Below are 15,589 nucleotides of genomic sequence, written 5' to 3'. Positions count from 1 at the left end.
CAGAGGCGCAATATCCGGTCGAGGGATGCCCCTTACCGCGGCCCGCCCAGACGCGTCAGCAGCGAGGTGAGCGCCTGGCCCCGATGACTGCGCCGGTTCTTTTCCTCGGCGCTGATCTGCGCCGCTGTCAGTCCCAACTCCGGCACCAGAAACACCGGGTCGTAGCCGTGTCCGCCATCTCCCGCCGGTCGCAGGGCCACGGCCCCCTCCCAGGTCCCTTCGCAGAGGATCGGCGAAGGATCCCGGGCATGGCGCAGAAAGGCGATGATGCAGCGAAAGCGGGCGGTGCGCCGACCTTCCGGAACCCCTTTCAGGGCTTCCAGCAGTTTGCTGTTGTTCTGCCCCGCTGCGGCGCCGGGGCCGGCGTAACGGGCCGAGTAGATCCCGGGTGCCCCGTCCAGGGCGTCCACCTCGATCCCCGAATCATCGGCCATGGCCGGCAGACCGGTCTGTTCGGCGGCATTGCGGGCCTTGAGGATGGCATTTTCCACAAAGCTCAGCCCGGTTTCCTCGGCTTCCCTGACCTGGAAATCGGACTGGGGCAGGACTTCATGGCCGCTGCCGGCCAGCAGATCCGCAAATTCCCTGACCTTGCCGGCATTGCCGGTGGCGAGCACGATTTTCATTCTTGGCTCCGAAACGCAATACGGTAGGCGTCGTCAGTCATCTTTCGCGGCCGGGGGCCGCTCCCACAGAGGCCCATGCCCGTGGGAGTCGGTCTGCCAGCCCCCATTAGGGTGAGCTCAGTTGCCCAACGCTACCTGCTGGGCCTGGATGATCTCGGCGATTCCCTTGCGGGCCAGGGCCAGCATGCTGTCCAGCTCTTCGCCCCGGAAGGCATGCCCTTCCGCCGTACCCTGAATTTCGATGAAGCCGCCGGCCTCGTTCATGACCACGTTCATGTCCGTCTCCGCATCGGAATCCTCCGGGTAGTCCAGGTCCAGCACCGGCACGCCCTTGTAGATACCCACGGAAACCGCCGCCACGCTGCCGAACATCGGGTCCCGCTTGATCTGCCGCCGGGCCTTGAGGCCGGCGATGGCGTCGCACAGGGCCACGTAGCCGCCGCTGATGGCGGCGGTGCGGGTGCCGCCGTCGGCCTGGATGACATCGCAGTCCACGGTGATCTGACGCTCGCCCAGCCCTTCCAGATTCACCGCCGCCCGCAGGCTGCGGCCGATCAGGCGCTGGATCTCCAGGGTGCGCCCACCCTGCTTGCCCCGAGCCGCCTCCCGGCCCATGCGCTCATGGGTCGCGCGGGGCAGCATGCCGTATTCGGCCGTCACCCAGCCCCGGCCCTTGCCCTTCAGGAACGGAGGCACCCGCTCATCAATGGTGGCGGTACAGATCACCCGGGTATCGCCGTACTCCACCAGCACGGACCCTTCCGCATGCCGGGTGAACCCGCGGGTGAAACGGATGGGGCGAAGCTGGTCCGGGGCACGGCCGCTGGGTCGCATGGGGGACTCCTGAATTGGGCAAATGGCCGGGGATTATACCCGTCCCGCTCATCCTGATGTAGGGCGGTCTGCGGTCTACCGGCTTGTTCCGAGTGGGGCAGCGAGCCGGGCCTTCGGTGCGGACGGACAGGTAGATCATTTATACTCTCCATAAGAAGCAGCTTTGCTTAGAATGTATCCAGGAGGGGTATGAGCGGCCCGGTCCTCCCGCGTATGCGGTCGGTGGCTGAAGGTTGCGTCCGTTAGATACAGCGGGTAAACCGATGGATGGTTGCTGACGACGTGTGCCGGGATGAGAGATGAGATGGTCTGGCCATTAAGAGGATCTGACACGACCGTAAGGCTGGCCATGCTCCGTTTTGAACCGCGCTCATGCATGGCGTCCATGCCTGCGCATGCCGCCGGCCCGCGTGGCGTGTCTGCAGGGTGGGGTGCCGGTTTGGCTGTCCTGATGGCCGGGGCATGTCTCCCTGTTGCCGCCGATGATCTGACCGCCCTGGAGCAGGACTATTTCATGGACCTTCCGGTGGCCCTTACGGCCACCCGCCTGCAGCAGCCCCTGATAGAAGCGCCCGCATCGGTCACCGTGATCGATCGCCAGTGGCTGGAAAGGAGCCAGGCACGCAACCTGGCGGAGGTGCTCAGAATGGTCCCGGGTTTTCTGGTGGGGAGAAATAACGGCAACCGCCCGATCGTCACTTATCATGGGCTGGGTGAGCAGTTCGTGCGCCAGTTGCAGGTTCTGGTGGACGGCCGATCCATCTATACCCCCACCAACGGCGGTGCCCAGTGGGGCAGCCTGGGGTTGAGTCCCGATGATATCGAGCGTATCGAGATCATCCGCGGGCCGAATTCCGCAGCCTACGGTTCCAACTCCTTTTTTGCCATCATCAACATCCTGACCCGTCATCCGGCCGAGACTCAGGGGCAGCGGGTGGTCACCCGCCTGGGCTCCCAGGGCATCCGGGATCTGCGGATACGCCATGGGGGCATCACCCCTCAGACCGCCTACCGGCTGACCTACCATCACCAGGAAGACGACGGCTTTCGCGGTAAGCGGGATCAGCGCCGGCTGGATACGGTAGATGCGCGCATCGACTGGACGCTTTTGCCGGGCATCACCCTGATCAGCCATCTCGGGGCCTCTCAGGCGCAGAAGGGGTCCGAGGGGGTCGTCAGCCGCATAAATCCCCCTCGCACTTTCGAGCGGCAGATGGAACACGTGCATCTTGAACTCCACGACAGCCGTGACACCGATGCCACCTATCGGCTGCAGTACTACTATCAGCACAGCGATCTGACCGATGAATACATTGCTCTGGACGTGCAGGACAATCCCTTCGCCACCAATCGTAATTCCCGCTCCCGGCGCCACGACGTGGAACTGGAGTCCCATCTGAGGGCTTCTCATGCCACCCGCTTGGTCTGGGGTGTGGGTGCGCGTCTGGACAGTTCCGAATCACCCTATTTCTTCGATGCCCCGGGTTGGGTGAGTAATCGGATTTACCGTGCATTCGGCAATCTGGAGTGGTCGCCCGATCCTCGCTGGCTGGTGAACCTGGGCGGCATGTACGAGCACAACGACATCACCGGTGATGACCTGATGCCTCGGGCGGCCCTGGTCTACATGCCCGACGAGTCCCACAGCTTCCGGCTGGTGGCCTCCAGGGCGATCCGCACCCCCAGTCTGGTGGAAGAAAAGGTGCGTACCGCCGACGGTGCCATCGCCTCCGCCGGCGGCCTGGCACCCGAGGTGATCCGTTCTCTGGAGCTGGGGTATCAAGGTCAGTGGGCCGATGGCCGCCTGGTCACCGACATCAAGTTGTTCCGGAACCGGCTGCATGACCTGATCCAGGTCCCCTACAAGGTGCTGCACGGCATCGAGCCGGAGGGAGAATTCGTCAATGCCGGCGGCATGATCCTGCAGGGTGTCGAGACCCAGGTGGCTTATCGCCCGGGCTCCCGGGTGTGGCTGCATGGGGGGCTGTCCCTGCTGTCCAGTCGTAGCAGCGATCGTGAAGCCCGCCTGCAGGTCGAGTCGGTGCCGGCCCACATCGTCAACCTGGCCCTGTCGTTCGCCCCGACCGAACCCTGGCTCCTGACCGCCGAGTATTACCACTACGGTTCGTTGCGGTGGAACGATGACCCGACCGGTCCCGCCATCGACGCCAGCGACGGTTTCCTGGACCTGCACCTGCGTCGTGATCTGGGGGGGCGGGTGCAGGCGGCCCTATCTCTGACCGATGTCCTGGCACGGGGGTACGATACGCGCCCGCAAGGTTCGTTGATCAAGCCGAACCGCCGCAGTGCCGAGGCCTATGTCAGTCTCCGGGTGGATTTCTGACTTCATCACATGTGTAAGCCGGGCCACCATGCGCCGAGCGCAGATGGATCGCTTGCCGGGGCCTCGAACCCGGAGCCGGGTATGGATGCGCTACAATCAACGCCACATTCGAGACCGCAAGGACACCCCATGATCCGCAGCATGACCGGATTCGCACGATGTGAATCTTCCGGCGATATCGGCACCCTGGCCTGGGAGCTGCGCAGCGTCAACCACCGCTACCTGGACGTGAGCACGCGTCTGCCCGATGAGTTGCGCGCCCTGGAGGGTCCGGTACGTGAGCGGGTCAACGCCCGCCTGGGTCGGGGCAAGGTGGAGTGCAATCTGCGCTTTCGCAAGGCGGACACCACCGACAGCACCCTGGAGATCAACGACGACCTGGCCAAGGAACTCATCACCAAGGTGGTCAAGGTGGAGCACTGGATGATGAACGCCGCCCGCATGAGTGCCATGGAGATCCTGCGCTGGCCCGGCGTGGTACGCCAGTCCGAGCCCGACCTGCAGCCGGTGCATACCTCCGCCCTGAACCTCCTGGATGAGGCCCTGGATGCCCTGATCGAGCACCGCGCCCGTGAAGGTGCCCATATTCACAGTCTGCTGGAAAGCCGCTGCCGGGCTATCACCGAACAGGTGGCCCAGGTACGCGCCCGTCGCCCGGAGGTGGTGACGGCCCTGAGGGAACGCCTGCGTACCCGCATCAGTGAGCTGGGGGTGGATCTGGAGCCCGGACGGCTGGAGCAGGAACTGGCCCTCCAGGCTCAGAAGCTGGACGTGGCCGAGGAGCTGGACCGTCTGGACGGCCATGTAAAGGAAGTACTGGCCTGTCTGCAGCGGGATGAACCGGTGGGGCGACGGCTGGATTTCCTCATGCAGGAGTTCAACCGGGAGGCCAATACCCTGGGTTCCAAGGCCAACGACATGGAAACCACCCAGGCCTCGGTAGAGCTGAAGGTGCAGATCGAACAGATGCGGGAGCAGATCCAGAACATCGAATGAGATCGTGCCGTTCTCCAGTCAACCCGGTGCCGACCCGCCATCCCCGTGCAGCATTTTCACTTCAACCTCAGCATCTCTCGCGACGACTACCTGCGCTACTACAGCGGCGCGGCCTCTGCGGTAGTGGCCATGTCCCGGGAGGGGAGAACGGTGCGTTTTCCGGCCTCTGCACTGCGTCCGTTCGTGCTGCATGATGGGGTTCATGGCCGCTTTCGGCTCACGGTTGACGACCAGTTCAAACTTCTGTCACTGGAACGTCTCTGAGAGGCCGCTTCCCCTTGAAATCCTCCACGGCGAACCTATATCTGCTCACGAAAGGGGCTCACAGCCCAAACCGACGAGCCGTGAACAGGAGGACGTTATCATGTTGACCCGTTATGAACCCTGGAGTCTTCTGAATCAGTTGTCCCGTGAGCTTGATCGCCTGCACGGGGGCGGTTACGGCGGCGAGGAGACCGCCGCCGCCGCCGATTGGGTGCCGGCCGTGGATATCCGGGAAGAAAAGGACGCCTATGTCCTGCATGCGGATGTCCCCGGCGTGGACCCCAAGGACATCCAAATCCACATGGAGAACAGCGTGCTCACCATCAGCGGCGAGCGCAAGGCCGAGACCAAGGAAGAGCGGGAGAACTACAAGCGTGTGGAGCGCATCCGCGGCAGCTTCTTCCGCCGTTTCAGCCTGCCGGATACCGCCGATGCGGAGCGTATCTCCGCCCGCAGCGTGAACGGTGTGCTGGAGGTCCGCATCCCCAAGCAGGAGAAGGTCCAGCCCCGTCGCATTTCCGTGGAAGGCTGATGTCCGTCGACGGTTTTTTCCCGTGACACCCACTTTGCGCCGCGTTCCCACGCGGCGCACTTGCTTTCGGAGTATCCTGACGGGCCATGGAATACAAAGACTATTACACGGTGCTCGGGGTGGAACGTACCGCCACCCAGGACGAGATCAAGAAGGTCTATCGTCGCCTTGCCCGCAAGTTTCACCCGGACGTGAGCAAGGAGCCCAATGCCGAGGAACGGTTCAAGGCGGTGAATGAGGCCTACGAGGTCCTGGGCGATCCGGAGAAGCGCAAAACCTACGATCAACTGGGTAGCCACTGGCGCCCGGGGCAGGATTTTCGCCCGCCGCCGGATTTTGACGCCTGGTTCGGGGGGAGGGGCGGTGGCCGTGCCGGTGGTTTTTCCGGTGACTTCCATGATGGCTTCACCCAGAGCGATTTTTCCGAATTCTTCGAGGCCTTGTTCGGTCGGCAGGGCGCCCAGCGAACCCGCGGCCACCGTACCCAGCGCGGCTTTACCGGCCGGGGCGAGGATAGGAGTGCCCGCATCCGTCTGGATCTGGAACGCGCCGTCAAAGGCGGCGCCGTCTCCGTGCGTGCCGGCGACCGGACCCTGCAGGTGAAGGTCCCGGCCGGTGTTACCGAGGGTCAGCGCATTCGCTTGACGGGGCAGGGCACCCCGGGCGCCGGCGGCGGACCGGCGGGTGATCTGTATCTGGAGGTCCATATCAAACCCCATCCCTACTTCCGTTTGGAAGGACGGGATGTCCATCTGGATTTGCCGATTACCCCCTGGGAAGCGGCCCTGGGGGCGACGGTGAGCGTGCCCACCCTGGAGGGGCGGGTGGATATGAAGATCCCCGCCGGCTCACAGTCCGGCCGCCGTTTGCGGCTCAAGGGGCGCGGTCTGCCGGGGGCCCCGCCGGGGGACCAGTACCTGGTGTTGCAGATCCACACGCCGCCCGCCGACGAGAAGGCCGCCCGATCCTTGTACGAACGCATGAGCAAGGAAATGCCTTTCGACCCCAGGGCGCACCTGAAGTCCTGAATGGCCCCGTGGCCGAAATTGCCGCGAAGGATGATGGGATGGCGATGGTCGGTATTGAACCCGAAGGCTTACCGACAGTCTCAATGGAGGCCCTGGCAGACCCTTTGTTTTCACTGCTGCGTAGGCCCCTTTGTCGTCACTCCCGCGTAGGCGGGAGCCCAGGATTTTCAGCCCGTGACTGGATTCCCGCATTCGCGGGAATGACGGGATGGAAACGTGCCAGGGAAGCGCGGGGCGTTCCTTTCAAGCAACTCAGTGTCTTGACGATTCGCCATGAGAACGAAACACCTTCATCCGTTGCACAAACCTCTCTTGTGGCCCCTCCTGCTGGTACTCCTGCTGGGCCTGAGCCTGCCGGCGGCCGCCCGTCTGCCGGTAGAAGTGGATGGCGAACCCCTGCCGTCCCTGGCCCCCATGCTGGAGCGGACCATCCCCGGTGTGGTGAACCTGGCCACCCGGGGCCGGGTGCAGGAACGGGTCAGCCCCCTGTTCGATGACCCCTTCTTCCGCCGTTTTTTCGACCTGCCTCAGGCCCCTCGGGAGCGTCAGACCCAGGGACTGGGCTCCGGCGTGATCCTGGATGCGGGCAGAGGCTTCATCCTCACCAATGACCACGTGATCCGGAATGCCGATGAAATCGTGGTTACGCTCCATGATGGCCGCCGCCTGGATGCAAAGGTGATCGGTACCGACCAGGCCACCGACCTGGCGGTGCTGCAGGTGGAGGCCGAGGGCCTCAAGGCACTCCCGGCTGCCGATTCCGATGCCCTGAAGGTGGGGGATTTCGTGGTGGCCATCGGCAACCCCTTCGGTCTGGGACAGACCGTGACCTCGGGCATCGTCAGCGCCCTGGGGCGGACCGGGCTGAGCGTGGAGGCCTATGAGGATTTCATCCAGACCGATGCCTCCATCAATCCCGGCAATTCCGGCGGCGCACTGGTGAACCTGCGGGGTGAACTGGTAGGGATCAACTCCGCCATCCTGACCCGCGGTGGCGGCAATATCGGTATCGGTTTCGCCATTCCGGTGAACATGGCCCTGCAGGTGATGGATCATCTGGTGGAGTATGGTGAGGTGCGGCGCGGGCGTCTGGGCGTGTCGGTGCAGGACCTTACTCCGGATCTGGCTCGGGCCTTCGGCATCGAGCAGACCCGTGGGGCGGTCATCGCCCGGGTGGAGCCGGCTTCGCCGGGGGCCCGGGCCGGGCTCAAGGACGGCGATGTGGTCACCCGGGTGAACGGGCGTGCCGTTCGCAACGCCGCCGAGCTGCGCAACGCCATCGGGTTGCTGCGGGTGGGGGCCACCGTGGAACTGGAGGTGCTGCGAGACAAACGTTCCCGTGTGATCCGGGCTCAGGTGAGTGAGATCCAGGCCTCCAGCCTGGACGGTGGCCGCATCAGTCCCCGTCTGGAGGGGGCCGCCCTGGGGGCGATTCAGGAAGACTCACCTTTGTACGGTGCGGTGGAGGGCGTCTTGGTGGCTCGGGTGGCGCCGGGTTCGCCGGCCGCCCGTGCCGGCCTCAGGCCGGGTGACCTGATCCTTTCGGTGAACCGTCGCCCGGTCACCAGCCTGGAGGAAGTCAGGCAGGCCGCCGGTACCGGCGGACAACGACTACTGCTGAATCTGCGCCGCGATAACAGCGCCTTCTTCCTGCTGCTGCAGTAGGCCTGACAACCGTTCCCCCTACATGCCGGGCGTGCTGCTCTTCACCCAGCGGTTCTGTCCGCTTTGCAGGCGCTCCTGTTTCCAGAAAGGAGCCCTGGACTTGAGGGCTTCCATGAGGAACCGGCAGGACTCGAAGGCCGCCTGACGATGGGCCGACCAGACAGCGGTGAGGACGATGGGGTCGCCGGGGTGTACCCGGCCCACCCGATGGGCGATCAGCACGTCTTCCAGTGGCCACTGTTCCCGGGCCTCCTGCTCGATGGCCTCCAGCTGACGCTCGGTCATGCCGGGATAGTGTTCCAGGGTCATGGCCTGGACGTCATCACCCTCATTGAAGTCGCGCATGGTCCCCACGAAGACGGCCGTGGCGCCGAACTGGCCCGCGGTCAGAGCCTGTTGGTGTCGGATCAGCGTACCCCAGGGGTCCAGGGCGTCGGCAAAGAGATGAACGGCCACGGCATCAGCCCCCCGTCACCGGCGGGAAGAAGGCCACTTCGTCACCCTCCTGCACGGGATGATCGGCCGCGGCATATTCCTGATTCACGGCGATCAGCGTCCCGGGGGGCAGGGGGCGTCCTTCCTGGGCGCGCCGCCAGACATCCAGGGCGCAGTGGACGCCCGCGGCATCCATCTCTTCCCGGGCGCGCCCCGCGGACTCTCGCAGGGAGGCAAAATAGCGAACAGTGACGGTCACGTAGCGAGATACTCCGGTTTTCAGCGAGGTCGATGTTTACCTGTGGGGGCGGGCCTGAGACCATGGGTGCCATCCCCATCATAAGGATAGTCCAGCATGCCCGGATTGACCCACTTCAACGCGGCCGGCCACGCCCATATGGTGGATGTGGGCGGCAAGGACAGCACCCATCGGGTGGCCGTGGCCGAGGGACGCATCGTCATGTCCCCTGATACCCTGGCGCTGATCCGTGGCGGAGGCTATCGCAAGGGGGATGTCCTGGGCGTCGCCCGGGTGGCCGGGATCATGGCCGGTAAGAAGACCGCCGAGCTGATCCCTCTGTGCCATCCCCTGGCCCTGACCCGGCTGGAGGTGGAACTGGACACCACGGATCAGCCGCCTGCGGTACATTGCCGGGTGACGGCGGAAACGCGAGGACCCACCGGGGTGGAGATGGAGGCCCTGACGGCGGTTCAGGTGGCTCTGCTCACCGTGTATGACATGTGCAAGGCCGTGGACCGGGGCATGGTGATGGAGGGTATCCGTCTGTTGCAAAAGGCCGGTGGCCGGTCCGGTGACTGGCATCTCGATCCCGCCGGTTTGCAGGTGTAGTGCCGTCGTGATCATCCCGGTTGTCAGCGCTGCATCAGCCGTATGGAGTTGGCCAGCTGGCGCACCCGTCGCTTGATCTCCTCGCGGCAGCGACGGTATGCATCAAGATCCGGGCCGTTGTCTCCCTGCATCCGTGGGTCATCCAGGGGCCAGTTCTTGCTGATGAAACTGTCCCCCCGGGGCGCGGGCAGCCGGGTCGGGTCGGGGGTCAGGGTGACGATGAGATCGGCCCATTCCAGCACCGCCGCGTCCAGATCCCTGGGCCTCAGTGCCGAGGTGTCCGTGCCATCCTCCTCCAGTACCGCCAGGGTCCTGTCGTCCGGGTCGCCGGCGCGCATGCCCACGGAACGCACTTCGGCCAGATCGGCCAGGTATGCACGGGCACAGGCCTCCGCCATCAGGGTCCGGGCGGTATTGGTCGGACCCAGGAACAGGATATGAGGCTTGCGTCGCAGATTCGATGCGTTTGTCATGCAGGATCACCTGCAGGGGCGGGGGAACCCTGCGTCTCTTGATCGACCACGTTACACTGCAACAGTGGCAAGACCCAATACGTACTCCGACCCAAATGAGGTATGTACCCGATGAAATGGATCAAACGTGCCCTGATGGCCGTGGCGCTCGTGCTGGTGCTGTTCGTGGCCCTGCTGATCTTCCTGCTGGCCACCTTCGATCCCAACGCCTACAAGGATCGCATCAGCACCGCCGTCCAGGAACAGACCGGCCGGGAACTCACCATCAGCGGCGACATCGGGCTGTCCATCTTCCCGCGCCTGGCCCTGGCGTTAGGGGAAACCACCCTGGCCAACGGGGAAGGCTTCCCCGATGACCACTTCGCTCGCATCCGGGAAGTGGATGTGGCAGTCGCCATGCTGCCCCTGCTGCGTCGTGAACTCCAGGTGGAACGGGTGCGTCTGGAAGGGCTGGATCTGAATCTGGCACGGGATGCCCGGGGGCGCAGCAACTGGGACGATCTGCTGAAAGACGTGGACGCCCCGGAGGTGTCCGCAGAGACGCCGCCTTCGGAGTCGGATGCCCTCCCGTCGGCCCTGAGGGGGTTGGACATTGCCGGCATTGAGGTCATTGACGCCCGGGTACGCTGGCGTGACGCCCAGGCGGGTACCGATCTGGTGGTGGACCCCTTCAATCTGACCCTGGGCCGTCTGCGTCTGGGGCAGGAGACCCCGCTGGAACTTACCTTCCAGACCCGGCTGGGAGAGCCGGCCCTGACGGCGGTCACCGACCTGTCGGCCCTGTTGTATTTGGATGTGGCCAATCAACGCTATGGCCTGCGGCGCCTGACGGCAACACTGGATGCCCGCGGCGAGACCCTGCCGGCCCCCATCCTGGCACGCCTTGAAGGGGATCTGTGGGCGGACCTGCGCAACGACACGGCCACGCTGGAACGGTTGACCGTAACCGCCTTCGACACCCAGCTCACCGGCCTGATGAAGGTGGAGTCACTCACCGATGAACCCCGTGTGCACGGCGAGCTGCGCAGCGGTCGCATCAATCCCCGCCAATTGATGCAGGCCCTGGGCATGGAAGAACCCGAGACCGCCAATCCCGACGTACTCAAGAATGCTGCCCTGGACCTGGGCTTTGTGATGCAGGGGGAGCGTCTGGATCTGAGCCAGCTCATGGTCACCCTGGACGAGACCACCCTGACGGGGCGGGCCACCGTCAGTGGTTTTGCCACGCCCGCCATCAACCTGTCCCTACAGGTGGATCGCATCAATCTGGATCATTACCTGCCGCCCGCCGAGGACAGACCCGCGCCCGGTGCGGGTCAGGTACCGGCTCCCCGGGACGGCTGGCCGGAGGAAACCATCGACCTGCCGCTGGCACTGTTGCGGCCGCTGAACCTCAGCGGCGATCTGGGCATCGGCCGACTGGTGGTCGGCAACCTGCACCTGTCCGACGTGGTGCTGGAGCTGCGTGCCCGGGACGGCCAGGTGGAGCTGCGTCCCTTCCGCGCCGCGCTGTATGACGGTCGGGTGGAAGGTGCTCTGGGGCTGGATGCCCGGGGGGAGATCCCCCGTTTCCAGGCCCGCAGCAATTTGCAAGGGGTGCGCATGGGCAATTTGCTCCAGGACCTCACCGGCGAGGCACCGATGGTCACCGGCACTGCCAACCTGCGGCTTGACCTGAACAGCCGCGGCGATTCGGTCAAGGCCCTGATCGCCGGCCTCAATGGCGATGGGGATCTGCGCTTTGCCGATGGTGCGGTGAAAGGGATCAATGTGGCCCAGATCATCCGCGACGCGGAAGGTCGGTTGCGGGGGCGTGCCGTCGAGCCGGCCGACGAACCGGTGCAGACCGACTTCACCGAGCTGACCGGCAGTTTCAGGATCAACAACGGGGTGGTTGATAATCAGGACCTGCAGGCGTCCTCGCCGCTGTTGCGGGTGCGTGGGCGGGGCACCGTGGATCTGAACCGGGAGCGGCTGGACTACCGTCTGGATACCGGCCTGGTGGCCACCCTGGAGGGGCAGGGGGGGCGTTCCCTGGATGACCTGCGCAACGTGAATCTGCCCATCACCATCCGCGGCACGTTCAGCGAACCCCGTTTCGGTCTGGACCTGGCCGGCGTGGTCAGCGGACGGCTGGATCAGGAGCGGGAGCGGCTGGAGCAGCAGGTGCAGGAGCGGGTGGAAGAAAAGGTTCAGCCCTTGATCGACCAGCAGCGTGACCGGGTGCAGCAGGAAGCGGACCGTATCCGCGATCAGCTGGGCGACCGTCTACTGGATCGGCTCCGTTGAGCGCTGCACAGGACTTCGGCGCCCGTCTGCTGGACTGGTTTGACCGGCACGGGCGCCATGATCTGCCCTGGCAGCAGGAGATCAGCCCCTACCGGGTCTGGGTCTCGGAGATCATGCTGCAGCAGACTCAGGTGGTGACGGTGATTCCCTATTACCAGCGTTTCATGGGCCGTTTCCCGGATGTGGCGGCCCTGGCGCGGGCGCCCATCGACGAAGTGCTGCACCACTGGTCCGGCCTGGGTTATTACGCCCGGGCCCGCAATCTGCATCGGGCGGCACGGCAGGTGGTGGCGCAGCATCAGGGCCATTTTCCGGATACCCCCGAGGGCCTGGAGGCCCTGCCCGGTATTGGTCGTTCAACGGCCGCGGCCATCCTGTCCATTGCTTGCGGTCAGCGCCGGGCCATTTTGGACGGTAACGTCAAGCGGGTATTGGCCCGCCATCGCGGTGTGGAGGGCTGGCCCGGCACGACGGCGGTCTCCCGCCGGCTCTGGGCGCTGGCGGAGGCCCTGACGCCGTCAGCGCGGGTGGCCGACTACACCCAGGCCATCATGGACCTGGGGGCCACCGTCTGCACCCGCAGTCGGCCCGCCTGCGGGGGCTGTCCCGTACAGTCGGACTGTGTGGCTCATGCCACCGGTCGTCAGTCCCTCCTGCCTACGCCCCGCCCCCGGCGGGAGCAGCCCCGGCGCAGCACGGTGATGCTCATCATCCGTGGCCCCGAGGGGATCCTGCTGGAACAGCGGCCACCGACGGGCCTGTGGGGCGGGCTGTGGGGATTTCCGGAGGTGTCATCCGTTCAGGAGGCGGATCAGTGGTGCCTGCGTCATCTGGGCACGGAAGTAGACGAGGAGCATCCACTGCAGCCCTTCGTGCATGTCTTCACCCATTTTCGGTTGCACATCGCCCCGTTGCGACTGTGGGTGAAAGACCCCGCGGCCAGTGTGATGGAAGCCCCTGGCCGGGTCTGGTATAAACCTGAAGCTCGTTCGGAGCTGGGGCTTGCCGCGCCGGTGGCCCGGCTTCTGGATCATATTGCGCATGAGGACGGAGAGATCAATGGCTCGCATGGTGAATTGCGTCTACCTGGGTAACGAGGCCGAGGGGCTGGATTTTGCGCCCTATCCCGGTGACCTGGGCAAGAAAATCTACGACAACGTCTCCAAGGAGGCGTGGCAGAAGTGGATCCGGCATCAGACCATGCTCATCAACGAGTACCGGTTGGCCACGGTTGATCCCAAGGCCCGCAAGTTCCTGGAAGAAGAGATGGAAAAATTCTTCTTCGGCGAGGGAGCCAGCATGCCGGAAGGCTACGTGGATCCCACCAAGTAGGAAAAAATCACGTGGGTTGGTTTCAGGGGGCTTGACGAAAGCGCCTGATGCCGCTTTAATACGCAACTTCGCCGCACCGCAGTTTGGTGCGGTGAAAAAGACAAAAAGGCCAGGTAGCTCAGTTGGTAGAGCAGGGGATTGAAAATCCCCGTGTCGGCGGTTCGATTCCGTCCCTGGCCACCATACAAAAACCCCGGCTGCTTGGCTGCCGGGGTTTTTTTTCGTCTGCGCCGCTACAAAAAGACGCTATGCTAGGGAACGACGGAGAGCCTCCTGAGGATGTTCTGAACCCGTCATTGCCGTGTATGGGCAGGTGGTTCCCTGGTCTGAACAGGTCATTCCCGCGAATGCGGGAATCCAGTCACGAGTCGGAAAGGCCTGGGCTCCCGCCTTCGCGGGAGTGACGACGGGGAGCCTTCGCGGGGGTGATGACGAGACGCCCTTGCGGAGGTTACGACGAGACGCTCTTGCGGGGGTGATGACGAGACGTCCTCGCGGAAGTGACGGCAAGGGACTTTTTCAAAACTTCCCTAAAGGCCTGACGGGAGCAGAATGTTGTGGATTGGCCGCTTATGGAAAAAGCTGCAACCGGGGCAATGGCCGTTTTCCGGAACCTGCCGTTGCCGTTGCTCAGTGTGGATATCGACGGGACCATCCTTGAGGCCAACCCCTCGGCGCGTGATCGTCTGGCCCTGCCGGAAGATCGCAGTCAGTGGCCTGATCTGACCCATTTCCTGTTCTCTCTGAATGTTGCCGGGCTGGCGGATCTGATGGAGAGTTGCTGCACCCTGTCTCGTCCCCAGCAGCTCAGAGCACAATGCCGGGATGCCAATGGTCACAAGTTCGAGGTCCTTGTGCACCTGAATCGTCTGGATGCGGATTCGGATCGACACTTCCTGTGTGTGCTGACCGAGGTCAATGAGTCCCGGGATGAGTCCCCGGGTCTGCCCTCTCCCTGGGCGGATGGTCTGACGGAAAGCTCGCTGCGTTGGCGCTTTGCCCTGTTTGGTGCCGGTGACGGGGTCTGGGACTGGGACCTGGAGTCTAATGACGTGGTCTACTGTGCCCGTTTTCGGCAGATCATCGGGTTCTCGGATGCGGAACTGGACAAGAGCTTCGAACAGTGGGTGAGTCTGGTGCATCCGGATGACTTGAGGGGGTTTTCCGGCGCCCTGCAGGATCATTTGCAGGGGGACTCTTCCCACTATATGTGTGAATTTCGCATGCGCTGCAAGGATGGAGGGTGGAAGTGGGTGCTGGCGCGGGGCCGTGTTGCCCGCCGGGATGAGGGTGGCCGGCCCCTGCGCGTGGTGGGGACCCTTTCGGACATCGGCGCCCGCAAGAAACTGGAATCCGAATTGCGCCGCATGGCCACCACGGATTTTCTGACCGGGCTTTTCAATCGCCGTCACTTCATCGCCCGTATGACCGATGAACTGGCCCGCGTTCGGCGCCGACCGCATCAGCCCTCGACCTTACTGATGGTGGATCTGGATTACTTCAAGAACATCAATGATACCTATGGGCATTCCTCCGGTGATCTGGTGTTGCAGCACTTTGCCGATATCCTGCAAAGTTGCCTGCGCAGGATGGATCTGCCCGCCCGTACCGGCGGTGAAGAGTTTGCGATCCTGCTGCCGGGGACCACGGAGCAGGAGGCTCTGGTTCTGGCGGAACGCCTTCGCCGCAAGGTGAAATCCACCCCGGCCGTGACACCGGGGGCCATCATTGCGATGACCGTGAGCATTGGTATCACGCGGCTCAGCCCTGAAGACGGTAGTCCGGACGCGAGCTTGAGCCGGGCCGACGAGGCCCTTTACAAGGCCAAGCACAATGGCCGGAATCAGGTGGCTCTGGCCCCGTTCTGACCTGTTGATTATTTATCCCATGTGCGGGACGACAGGCCCTTTCCCGAAGGGGG

Annotated in this window: 16 protein-coding genes and 1 tRNA gene; 12 read left to right on the top strand and 5 right to left on the bottom strand. The window is 64.2% G+C overall.

The window, feature by feature from the left end; all coding sequences use genetic code 11:
- Positions 1 to 32: 32 nt before the first annotated feature.
- Together rdgB and rph are read right to left on the bottom strand one after the other, a co-directional pair.
- A complete protein-coding gene (rdgB, locus tag LQ952_RS09895) occupies positions 33 to 626 on the bottom strand; it encodes an RdgB/HAM1 family non-canonical purine NTP pyrophosphatase (RefSeq protein ID WP_238622491.1) in 594 nt (197 codons plus the stop codon).
- Positions 627 to 743: 117 nt separating this feature from the next.
- Entirely contained in the window at positions 744 to 1,460 is a 717-nt protein-coding gene (gene rph / locus LQ952_RS09890) for a ribonuclease PH (protein WP_238622490.1), read from the bottom strand.
- A gap of 451 nt (positions 1,461 to 1,911) precedes the next feature.
- On the opposite strand from rph, the gene LQ952_RS09885 reads away from it, so the two are divergent.
- From LQ952_RS09885 to LQ952_RS09860, 6 genes are all read left to right on the top strand, one after another.
- Positions 1,912 to 3,804 carry a TonB-dependent receptor plug domain-containing protein gene (locus LQ952_RS09885; protein ID WP_238622489.1) on the top strand — a complete coding sequence of 631 codons (1,893 nt, stop codon included), beginning with the start codon at positions 1,912 to 1,914 and terminating at the stop codon, positions 3,802 to 3,804.
- A gap of 129 nt (positions 3,805 to 3,933) precedes the next feature.
- Positions 3,934 to 4,800: a YicC/YloC family endoribonuclease gene (locus LQ952_RS09880; protein ID WP_238622488.1), complete on the top strand. Its 867-nt coding sequence runs from the start codon at positions 3,934 to 3,936 to the stop codon at positions 4,798 to 4,800.
- 45 nt (positions 4,801 to 4,845) lie between these two features.
- Entirely contained in the window at positions 4,846 to 5,064 is a 219-nt protein-coding gene (locus LQ952_RS09875; RefSeq protein WP_238622487.1) for a DUF2835 domain-containing protein, read from the top strand.
- 97 nt (positions 5,065 to 5,161) lie between these two features.
- Complete coding sequence (locus LQ952_RS09870; protein ID WP_238622492.1) at positions 5,162 to 5,596, top strand: Hsp20/alpha crystallin family protein; 435 nt, start codon at positions 5,162 to 5,164, stop codon at positions 5,594 to 5,596.
- Positions 5,597 to 5,682: 86 nt separating this feature from the next.
- Complete coding sequence (locus LQ952_RS09865) at positions 5,683 to 6,624, top strand: DnaJ C-terminal domain-containing protein (protein ID WP_238622486.1); 942 nt, start codon at positions 5,683 to 5,685, stop codon at positions 6,622 to 6,624.
- Between the two features lie 273 nt (positions 6,625 to 6,897).
- The gene (locus tag LQ952_RS09860) at positions 6,898 to 8,289 is read left to right on the top strand and encodes a DegQ family serine endoprotease (protein WP_238622485.1); all 1,392 of its coding nucleotides are present in this window, start codon (positions 6,898 to 6,900) and stop codon (positions 8,287 to 8,289) included.
- 18 nt (positions 8,290 to 8,307) lie between these two features.
- On the opposite strand, the gene LQ952_RS09855 is transcribed toward LQ952_RS09860, so the two are convergent.
- Positions 8,308 to 8,745, bottom strand: a complete 438-nt coding sequence (locus LQ952_RS09855) for a molybdenum cofactor biosynthesis protein MoaE (protein ID WP_238622484.1) — start codon at positions 8,743 to 8,745, stop codon at positions 8,308 to 8,310.
- A gap of 4 nt (positions 8,746 to 8,749) precedes the next feature.
- Positions 8,750 to 8,983 (bottom strand): MoaD/ThiS family protein, encoded by a 234-nt coding sequence (locus LQ952_RS09850; RefSeq protein ID WP_238622483.1) that lies wholly within the window; start codon positions 8,981 to 8,983, stop codon positions 8,750 to 8,752.
- A 96-nt stretch (positions 8,984 to 9,079) separates the two neighbouring features.
- Here LQ952_RS09850 and moaC point away from each other — a divergent pair, with 96 nt between their 5' ends.
- Entirely contained in the window at positions 9,080 to 9,574 is a 495-nt protein-coding gene (gene moaC, locus LQ952_RS09845) for a cyclic pyranopterin monophosphate synthase MoaC (RefSeq protein ID WP_238622482.1), read from the top strand.
- 23 nt (positions 9,575 to 9,597) lie between these two features.
- Here moaC and LQ952_RS09840 read toward each other — a convergent pair whose 3' ends face one another.
- Positions 9,598 to 10,047: an arsenate-mycothiol transferase ArsC gene (locus tag LQ952_RS09840; protein WP_238622481.1), complete on the bottom strand. Its 450-nt coding sequence runs from the start codon at positions 10,045 to 10,047 to the stop codon at positions 9,598 to 9,600.
- Positions 10,048 to 10,158: 111 nt separating this feature from the next.
- Between LQ952_RS09840 and LQ952_RS09835 the strand changes: the two genes are divergently transcribed.
- The 5 genes from LQ952_RS09835 (at position 10,159) to LQ952_RS09815 (ending at position 15,536) form a co-directional block, all read left to right on the top strand.
- Positions 10,159 to 12,336 (top strand): AsmA family protein, encoded by a 2,178-nt coding sequence (locus LQ952_RS09835; RefSeq protein ID WP_238622480.1) that lies wholly within the window; start codon positions 10,159 to 10,161, stop codon positions 12,334 to 12,336.
- Positions 12,333 to 13,430 (top strand): A/G-specific adenine glycosylase, encoded by a 1,098-nt coding sequence (mutY, locus tag LQ952_RS09830; protein WP_238622479.1) that lies wholly within the window; start codon positions 12,333 to 12,335, stop codon positions 13,428 to 13,430. The genes LQ952_RS09835 and mutY overlap by 4 nt, the downstream gene beginning before the upstream one ends.
- Positions 13,396 to 13,668, top strand: coding sequence for an oxidative damage protection protein (locus LQ952_RS09825; protein ID WP_238622478.1), 273 nt, complete (start codon positions 13,396 to 13,398; stop codon positions 13,666 to 13,668). Before mutY ends, LQ952_RS09825 begins: the two co-directional genes overlap by 35 nt.
- A 107-nt stretch (positions 13,669 to 13,775) precedes the next feature.
- Positions 13,776 to 13,851, top strand: a tRNA-Phe gene (locus tag LQ952_RS09820).
- A gap of 389 nt (positions 13,852 to 14,240) precedes the next feature.
- Complete coding sequence (locus LQ952_RS09815; protein WP_238622477.1) at positions 14,241 to 15,536, top strand: sensor domain-containing diguanylate cyclase; 1,296 nt, start codon at positions 14,241 to 14,243, stop codon at positions 15,534 to 15,536.
- Positions 15,537 to 15,589: the final 53 nt, after the last annotated feature.

It is taken from the genome of Ectothiorhodospira lacustris, from assembly GCF_022227785.1.
In the GTDB taxonomy this organism is placed as follows: Bacteria; Pseudomonadota; Gammaproteobacteria; order Ectothiorhodospirales; family Ectothiorhodospiraceae; genus Ectothiorhodospira; species Ectothiorhodospira lacustris.
Note: the sequence above shows the minus strand (reverse complement) of the source record. Positions and strands in the feature narration are given on the sequence as shown.

Bases quoted from the DNA above. Each gene is read 5' to 3' on its own strand.
- rdgB (WP_238622491.1), bottom strand. From the start codon at position 626: ATGAAAATCGTGCTCGCCACCGGCAATGCCGGCAAGGTCAGGGAATTT.
- rph (WP_238622490.1), bottom strand. From the start codon at position 1,460: ATGCGACCCAGCGGCCGTGCCCCGGACCAGCTTCGCCCCATCCGTTTC.
- LQ952_RS09885 (WP_238622489.1), top strand. From the start codon at position 1,912: ATGGCCGGGGCATGTCTCCCTGTTGCCGCCGATGATCTGACCGCCCTG.
- LQ952_RS09880 (WP_238622488.1), top strand. From the start codon at position 3,934: ATGATCCGCAGCATGACCGGATTCGCACGATGTGAATCTTCCGGCGAT.
- LQ952_RS09865 (WP_238622486.1), top strand. From the start codon at position 5,683: ATGGAATACAAAGACTATTACACGGTGCTCGGGGTGGAACGTACCGCC.
- LQ952_RS09860 (WP_238622485.1), top strand. From the start codon at position 6,898: ATGAGAACGAAACACCTTCATCCGTTGCACAAACCTCTCTTGTGGCCC.
- moaC (WP_238622482.1), top strand. From the start codon at position 9,080: ATGCCCGGATTGACCCACTTCAACGCGGCCGGCCACGCCCATATGGTG.
- LQ952_RS09840 (WP_238622481.1), bottom strand. From the start codon at position 10,047: ATGACAAACGCATCGAATCTGCGACGCAAGCCTCATATCCTGTTCCTG.
- LQ952_RS09835 (WP_238622480.1), top strand. From the start codon at position 10,159: ATGAAATGGATCAAACGTGCCCTGATGGCCGTGGCGCTCGTGCTGGTG.
- LQ952_RS09825 (WP_238622478.1), top strand. From the start codon at position 13,396: ATGGCTCGCATGGTGAATTGCGTCTACCTGGGTAACGAGGCCGAGGGG.
- LQ952_RS09815 (WP_238622477.1), top strand. From the start codon at position 14,241: ATGGAAAAAGCTGCAACCGGGGCAATGGCCGTTTTCCGGAACCTGCCG.